General features: G+C 68.8%; 5 protein-coding genes and 1 pseudogene. 4 read left to right on the forward strand and 2 right to left on the reverse strand.

Annotation, left to right across the window (positions count from 1 at the left end):
* Positions 1 to 847 (forward strand): M48 family metallopeptidase (locus AX685_RS22555; RefSeq protein WP_066488420.1); only part of this gene is annotated, 847 nt, incomplete at its 5' end.
* The gene (locus AX685_RS10660) at positions 831 to 1529 is read left to right on the forward strand and encodes a hypothetical protein (RefSeq protein ID WP_066488423.1); all 699 of its coding nucleotides are present in this window, start codon (positions 831 to 833) and stop codon (positions 1527 to 1529) included. The genes AX685_RS22555 and AX685_RS10660, both read left to right, overlap by 17 nt.
* Before the next feature lie 87 nt (positions 1530 to 1616).
* Here AX685_RS10660 and typA read toward each other — a convergent pair whose 3' ends face one another.
* Both typA and AX685_RS10670 read right to left on the reverse strand, forming a co-directional pair.
* Positions 1617 to 3440: a translational GTPase TypA gene (gene typA / locus AX685_RS10665; RefSeq protein WP_066488424.1), complete on the reverse strand. Its 1824-nt coding sequence runs from the start codon at positions 3438 to 3440 to the stop codon at positions 1617 to 1619.
* Positions 3441 to 3607: 167 nt separating this feature from the next.
* On the reverse strand, positions 3608 to 6004 hold the full coding sequence (locus AX685_RS10670; RefSeq protein ID WP_066488425.1) for a TonB-dependent receptor: 2397 nt from the start codon (positions 6002 to 6004) through the stop codon (positions 3608 to 3610).
* A 181-nt stretch (positions 6005 to 6185) separates the two neighbouring features.
* Here AX685_RS10670 and AX685_RS10675 point away from each other — a divergent pair, with 181 nt between their 5' ends.
* On the forward strand, positions 6186 to 7400 hold the full coding sequence (locus AX685_RS10675) for a toxic anion resistance protein (protein WP_066488426.1): 1215 nt from the start codon (positions 6186 to 6188) through the stop codon (positions 7398 to 7400).
* Positions 7397 to 7826: pseudogene (locus AX685_RS10680) on the forward strand (hypothetical protein); the annotation flags it as partial. The gene AX685_RS10675 and the pseudogene AX685_RS10680, both read left to right, overlap by 4 nt.

The raw sequence follows: 7826 nt of genomic DNA on the forward strand, positions 1-7826 counted from the left end.
GACCACCGCCAATGCCGCGCTGTGCCGCGATACGCAGCCGGTGACCGGCGCGACGCTGCACGCGATCGACCAATATCCCGCCGATGTCGCCGCCGGCGGCAGCTATCCCGCCCCGGTGATGGTCGAGCTGGTACTGCCCGATACCCCCGCGGCGCGCGCCGGGCTTGAGGAGAATGACGGCCTGCTGGCGGTCGCCGGGACCGCGGTGCCCGCGCCGGCGGCGACCGGGACGGTGACCAGCGCGACCCGCAATGCGGCGCAGGCGCTCATCGCGGCGCGTCCGGTCGGTGCGCCGCTGCCGCTGACGATCCGCCGCGGGGTGGGCACGGCGGCGCGAACGATCACCGTCACCCCGGTGGCCGGATGCCGGGTCGAGTTCGAGGTGCTGGCCGGCAACAAGCTGGGCGCCTCGTCCGACGGACAGGTGGTGCAGGTGGGTGGGCGCCTGTTCGAGCTGTTCGACGACGATCAGATCGCGGTCGTCGTGGCGCACGAACTGGGCCATGCGGTGCTGCGCCATCGCGCGCGGCTGGAGGCGGCGGGCGTGCGCTGGGGCATGCTGTCCGAATTCGGGCGCAACGGCCGGCTGTTCCGGGAGACGGAGACCGAGGCGGACCTGATGGGCGCGTATCTGATGCGCAATGCCGGCTGGGATCCGCACATCGCCGTCACCTTCTGGCGCGAACAGGGCGGGAAGATCGACGGCGGGCTGTTCCGCGCCCGCACGCACCCCTCGTCCGCCGCGCGCGCCGCCGCGATCGAGCGCGAACTGGCGACGATGCCCGCCGATGCGCCGACCCCGTATCTTCCCCCGCTGCTGGAGCGTCGCGATGCCCCGTTGCAATGATCCGATAACGGTCCGGTCGCTGGCGTCGGCCGCGTTGCTGGCGCTGGTGGTCGCCTGTTCGTCGGGGAATGGCGGCAATTCGGCGCAGGCGCCGATCCAGGGCGAGGCGCACGACCCGTCGGAGCCGGCGCCGCCGACCGCCGCGGACGCGCGTTCGCTGCTCGACCGCCGCTTCGCCGCGCAGCCCGCGTGCGGCGCGTTCTTCGCGATGCCGTGGGATGTGTCGACCGACAGCGCCCGTGATCGCCGCCGCGCCACCGCGCTGGTGCAGGCCGGGCTGTTGCGCCCCGCCGGAGAAAGCCGGCTGCCGGGCGCAGGCGGCGGTCAGGCCGCGCTCCGCTTCGTCCCGACCGCGGCGGGGGCGGCGACGTTCCGTGCGCCGGCGGCGGACGAGGGCGGGGTGCCGGGCCTGATCTGCTACGGAAAGGTCGAGGTGACCGACGCGTCGGTCACCGATGCCGATCCGATGATGGGCACGGGCACGATCCGCTATCGCTACCGGTTGACCGACGTGCCCGAATGGACGCGCCATCCGGCGGTCGCCGCGATCTGGCCGTGGCTGCCCCAGCAGCTGGCGAAAGAGGGCGAGGCGACCGAGCGGCTGGCGCTACGCGATGGCGGCTGGCAGCTGGAAAGCACCCCGCGACCGGCGGCGTTCGACCTGCGCGACCTCTCGCGCTGAAGGCAGCTAGATCGGTCGGAAACCGCTCTAACCGGCCTAGCGCATGAAAAAACCCCGGTGGACGATCGTCCACCGGGGTCATGGGCCTTATGCGGCTTCCTTCGCGCGGCTGGCGCGCTTGCGCTCATGCGGGTCGAGGTGGCGCTTGCGCAGGCGGATCGACTTCGGGGTCACTTCGACCATCTCGTCATCGTCGATGTACGCGATCGCCTGTTCCAGCGTCATCTTCTTCGGCGGGGTGAGGCGGATCGCATCGTCCTTGCCGCCGCTCGCGCGGAAGTTCGTCAGCTGCTTGGCCTTCATCGGATTGACCTCCAGGTCATCCGTCTTGGCGTTCTCGCCGATGATCATGCCCTCGTACAGCGCCTCGCCATGGCCGACGAACAGGATGCCGCGATCTTCGAGCGGGCCGAGCGCATAACCCTGTGCCTCGCCGGCGCCGTTCGAGATCAGGACGCCGTTCTTGCGGCCCTCGATATTGCCCTTGTGCGGGCCGTACTTTTCGAACAGCCGGTTCATGATGCCGGTGCCGCGTGTGTCCGACAGGAATTCGCCGTGATAGCCGATCATGCCGCGGCTGGGCGCGGAGAAGGTGATGCGGGTCTTGCCGCCGGTCGACGGGCGCATGTCCGTCATCTCGGCCTTCCGCAGGTTCATCTTCTCGACGACCGTGCCCGAATGCTCCTCGTCCACGTCGATGATGACGGTTTCGTATGGCTCGGTCTTCTTGCCGTTCTCATCCTCGCCGAACAGCACGCGCGGGCGGCTGATGCCCAGCTCGAACCCTTCGCGGCGCATCGTTTCGATCAGCACGCCCAGCTGCAATTCGCCGCGCCCGGCGACCTCGAAGCTGTCGCGGTCGGCGGCCTCGGTCACCTTGATCGCGACGTTGGTTTCCGCCTCGCGCATCAGGCGGTCGCGGATCATGCGGCTGGTCACCTTGGTGCCCTCACGCCCCGCCATCGGCGAATCGTTGACCGCGAAGCGCATCGACAGCGTCGGCGGGTCGATCGGCTGCGCCTGGATCGGCGTCGAGACCGAGGTGTCGGCGATCGTATTCGCCACGGTCGCGACGGTCAGGCCGGCGAGCGAGATGATGTCGCCCGCGCGCGCTTCCTCGACCGGCACGCGCTCCAGCCCGCGGAAGCTCATCAGCTTCGACGCGCGGCCGGTCTCGATCACATTGCCCTGGTTGTCGAGCGCATGGATCGGCTGGTTCAGCTTCACCACGCCCGACTGGACGCGGCCGGTGAGGATGCGGCCCAGGAAGTTGTCGCGGTCGAGCAGCGTCACCAGGAAGCTGAACGGCGCGTCCTGATCGAGCGACGGCGGCGGCACGTGATCGACGATCTTCTGGAACAGCGGGGTCAGCGTGCCTTCGCGACGGTCCATGTCCTCCGACGCATAGCCATTGCGGCCCGAGGCGTAGAGGACCGGGAAGTCGAGCTGTTCGTCATTCGCCTCCAGCGCGACGAACAGGTCGAACACCTCGTCCAGCACTTCCTGGATGCGCGCGTCGGAGCGGTCGACCTTGTTGACGACGACGATCGGGCGCAGGCCCAGCGCCAGCGCCTTGCCGGTCACGAACTTGGTCTGCGGCATCGCGCCCTCGGCCGCGTCGACCAGCAGGATGACGCCGTCGACCATCGACAGGATCCGCTCCACCTCGCCGCCGAAGTCGGCGTGGCCGGGGGTGTCGACGATGTTGATGCGCACGCCTTCCCACTCGATCGAGGTGGGCTTGGCCAGGATGGTGATCCCGCGCTCCTTTTCCAGGTCGTTCGAATCCATCGCCCGCTCCTCGACCCGCTGGTTGTCGCGGAAGGTGCCGGACTGGCGGAAGAGCTGGTCAACGAGGGTCGTCTTGCCATGATCGACGTGCGCGATGATGGCGATGTTGCGCAGGTTCATACGGGTTCCTGAGGGTGGCCCGCGAGCGCCGCAGGCTGTTATCGCCGGCGCCCTTAGCCGAAAGTTGACGCGAGCGCCAGTGGGGCAGAGTCGTCGCCCTCACCCTTCCGCCACTTCGCGCACCCTCCCTCTCCCACCGGGAGAGGGAGGGCGAGTGGCCGCTGTCGTCAGTAGCGCGCCGACAGTTCGACGCCGTAGAAGCGCGGCTCGCCCGGAATGTAGGTGGGCCCGCCGAACCCACCGCCGGTGTTGCCGGCGTCGAGCAGGTAGCGCTTGTTGAGCGCGTTGCGCGCGAACGCGCCGATCGTGTAGCGGCCCTCGGCCAGCTCCACCCCGGCGCGCGCGTTCACCAGCGTATAGCCGCCCTGGCTGATCGCCTCGCTGTTAGGCAGTTCGAAGAACACCTTGCTTTGATAGGTAGCCGAGGGCGTGGCGTAGAAGGTCATGCCCTCACCCAGCGGCAGGCGCAGCGTCGCGCCGCCCGAGGCGGTGTATTGCGGCTGCAACCGGAAGCGCGCGCCCGAGAAGGCGGGGGCGAGGCTGTTGTTGCGGTCGATCTTCCCGTCGAGATAGGCGAAGGCGCCGAAGAGCGACAGCGCCGAGACCGGCCGCCACGTCGCCTCCAGCTCGACGCCGGGGTTCTTGGCCGACCCGGCGCTCTGCGTGCGGGCGATGCCGTCGCTGCCGATCACCGACACCTGGAACCCGCGATAGCTCTGGTAGAAGGCGGACAGTGTGCCGGTCAGCGTGCGGCTGGCGATCTTCACCCCGGCCTCGAAATTCCAGACGTTTTCCTCGGGCACCAGCTGGACGCGCGGGATGACGACGCCGCCCGCGCTCTGCGCGTCGACCTGCACCACCGGCGAACGGCGACCCTTCGATACGGTGCCGTACAGGTTGAGCGTGTCGGAGACCCGCAGCAGCGCGTTGAAGCGCGGCAGGATCGCCGAATAGCTCTGCGAGGCGGTGAATCGGCGCCCGGCGGTATTGGCGGTGCCCAGCAGGCTGCTGAAGATGCCCAGCCCGGCCAGGATGCGCGAATTGGGCTGGACGTTCTCATAGCCCGAGCGGCGCTTTTCGATCAGCACGCGCGCGCCCGCGGTCAACTCCAGCGCCGGCGTGGGCAACCAAGTGGCGTCGGCGAACACCGAATAGGCGTCGTTGCGGCCGTAATTGGCGAAGGTGGAGGCATAGGGGATCTGCGTCGCCGCCCCGCGCGTCAGCAGCGCGGTGGCGCGGGTCGCGGGGATGGTGCCGTTGGCAGCGACGCAGGCGGTGCCGGTCGGCAGCCCGGCGGCGTTGAGCGCGGCGCGGATCGGCGCGAAGGTCGGCGACACCGAGCAGGCCAGGTACGTGCCTTCCTCGGTCGAGAAGGGCACGCGCTGGAAACCGTCCTCGAAGAAGCCGTTCCAGCCGAACGAGGCGCGATAGCGATCGCCTTCGAAGTTGAAGCGGCCTTCGTGGCTCCACTGGTCGCCCTGCGCGTCCTCGGCGAACTCCAGATACCAGGCCGGGCCGCCGTCGGCGTCGAACACCTCGTTGCTGTTGAACTTGCGATAGCCGTTCACGGTGGTGAACGTGACGCCGGGCGCCAGATCGACCGACACGGTCAGGTTGGCGTCATAGACGTCGCGCTTCAGCCCCAGCTTGCGCGCGCCCAGCACCTGCGCGCTGTACGGCGAGCCGGACAGTTCGGCCACGCCGAAGTCGCCGGTCTGCCCGCCGGTCGGTGCGAACACGCGGCTCTTGAACGGGGTGCCGGTGTTGCGCTGCCCGTCATAGGTAAGGACGAGGTCGGCGGTGACGGCGTTGGTCGGCGTATAGCGCAGCGACAGGCGCGCGCCGGCCTGCTTCTGCCCGTACAGGTCGTCCTGGTCGACGCGGCCCTGGTTCTGGTTGGGGACGTTGGGGTCGCCCGCGATGTTGCGGACATAGCCGTCGCGATATTTCACCCCGAAGCCCAGCCGCGCCGCGAACACATCGCTGCCGGCGTTGACGAAGCCGGTCACCTGCGTGCGGTTGTAGTTGCCGTACGTCGCGGTGATCGCATCGGAAAAGCCGGCGCGCGGCTTGGCCGAGATGATCGAGACCGCACCCACCGCCGCGGCGGTGCCGAACAGCGTCGCCTGCGGCCCCTTCACCACCTCGACCCGTTCGAGATCGTACAGGTCCTGATAGGCGCCGCGCGAGCGCGAGATGTCGACGCCGTTGTAGTAGAGCGTGACGCGCGCGCCCTGCTGCGCCGAGCCGCTGTCGGAGGTGATGCCGCGGATCACGATGCCGGGGTTGTTCGCGCTCTGCTCCTGAATGCGCAGGCCCGGCACGTACATCGCCACTTCGGCCAGCGAATTGACGCCAATGTCCGCCATCCGCTGCGCGGTGACCGCCGACACGGTCAGCGGCACGTCCTCGATCCGCTGTTCGGTCTTCTGCGCGGTGATGATGATGTCGTCGCCGTTGGCGGTGCCGGGCTGGCCGGGCGACTGCGACGCCCCTTGCGCGAAGGCGGGCACGGAAACGGTCAGCAGCAACGTGGCCACGCTGCCGGAGAGAAGGCGCGACATGGAATGATCCCCCGATGATTATCGTGTGTTGAGAGTGCCGCTAGCGGCACTCCGTGACACATCCGTGTCTCCGGCGCGCTCTCGACACCGCCATCGCGGCGTCTTACATCGCTAATACGGTTGAAACGGGGGCGCGGTCGGTGGACAATGCGCCTGCACGCGAAGCGAAGGAAGAAGGTTCATGGCGACGACGCCCGACACGGCACTTGCAACGGCCGAGCCCGCGCTGGTCCTGACCCCGCCGGACCCGATCCCGACGGTACAGGCCGAACGCGCCGCCGGGCTGGTGCCCGTCGATCAGGGGACTCGTAGCGAGCTGGAGCGGCGCGTCGACGAATTCGTCGGGCAATTGGTGGCGGAGGACGTCAACAGCCCCGAATTCGGCAAGCGCGTCGATGCGATCACGGCGATGGGGCAGAAGGAGATCCGCGACGCGGCGGGTCAGTCCAACCGCTTCCTCGACCGCCCGGTCAAGGCGATGGACCAGGACAGCGGGGTGGGCAAGGACCTGGCCGAACTGCGCCGCGTGGTCGAGGACCTGGACCCCGGCAAGAAGGGCAATCTGACCGCGCCGCAGAAGCTGTTCGGAATCATTCCGTTCGGCAACAAGATGCGCAATTACTTCGACAGCTACAAATCGTCGCAGACGCACATCAGCTCGATCCTGAAGAGCCTGGGGTCGGGCAAGGACGAGCTGCTGATGGACAATGCCGCGATCGATACCGAGCGCGCCAACCTGTGGACCGCGATGGGGCGGCTGGAACAGATGATCCATCTGTCGCGCACGATGGACGCGCGGCTGGAGGACAAGGCCAACGAGCTGGACGCGACCGATCCGGCCAAGGCCAAGGCGATCCGCGAGACCGCGCTGTTCTACGCCCGCCAGCGCACGCAGGACCTGCTGACGCAGATGGCGGTGACGGTGCAGGGCTATCTGGCGCTGGACCTGGTCAAGAAGAACAACGTCGAGCTGATCAAGGGCGTCGACCGCGCCAGCACCACGACGGTCGCCGCGCTGCGCACCGCGGTCACCGTGGCGCAGGCGCTGACCAACCAGAAACTGGTGCTGGAACAGATCACCCAGCTGAACACCACCACCGCCAACATCATCGATTCGACCGGCAAGCTGCTGCGCCAGAACACCGCGCAGATCCACGAACAGGCGGCCGCCAGCACGATCCCACTGGAAACGCTGCAACGCGCGTTCCAGAACATCTATGACACGATGGACGCGATCGACACGTTCAAGCTGAAGGCGCTGGACAGCATGAAGACCACCGTCACCACGCTGGGCAACGAGGTGGAGAAGTCCAAGGGCTATATCGCGCGGGCCGAGGGCGCGGCGCAGAACCGCGTCGCCGGGCCGGCCGACCAGTTCAAGCTGGAGGCGCTGTGACGCTGCCGCCGAGCGGAGAGACCGACCAGGCGGTGGCGGCGGCGCGCAGCGCGTCGGACCGGGTGGCGGGACGCGACGTGACGGGCGGGCTGATCCCGTTGCAGCGCCGTCCGCGGCGCGGGCGCGGCGGACTGGCGCAGCGTGCGGCGTTCATCGCGGTCGCCAACCTCATCATCCTGATCGCGGCGGGCGTGGTGGGTGGCGTGGTGATGCCGCTGGGGATGTTCGGCGCGCTGGCGGTGATGATGCTGATGGCGGCGGTGACGCTGGCGATCGCCTTCGCCCCCGCCACCCCGGTGCCCACGCCCGAGCGGATTGCGCGATCCGAACTGAAGGCGTTGCCGATGCAGACCGCGCGCTGGCTGGAGGCGCAGCGCCCGGCGCTGCCCGCGCCGGCGGTGACATTGCTCGACCGGCTGGACCAGC

Source organism: Sphingomonas sp. CCH9-F2 (assembly GCF_001556735.1).
Lineage (GTDB): Bacteria > Pseudomonadota > Alphaproteobacteria > Sphingomonadales > Sphingomonadaceae > Sphingomonas > Sphingomonas ginsenosidimutans.

Coding starts and splice junctions, on each gene's coding strand:
- AX685_RS10670 (WP_066488425.1), bottom strand. CDS start 6,004: ATGTCGCGCCTTCTCTCCGGCAGCGTGGCCACGTTGCTGCTGACCGTT.
- typA (WP_066488424.1), bottom strand. CDS start 3,440: ATGAACCTGCGCAACATCGCCATCATCGCGCACGTCGATCATGGCAAG.
- AX685_RS10660 (WP_066488423.1), top strand. CDS start 831: ATGCCCCGTTGCAATGATCCGATAACGGTCCGGTCGCTGGCGTCGGCC.
- AX685_RS10675 (WP_066488426.1), top strand. CDS start 6,186: ATGGCGACGACGCCCGACACGGCACTTGCAACGGCCGAGCCCGCGCTG.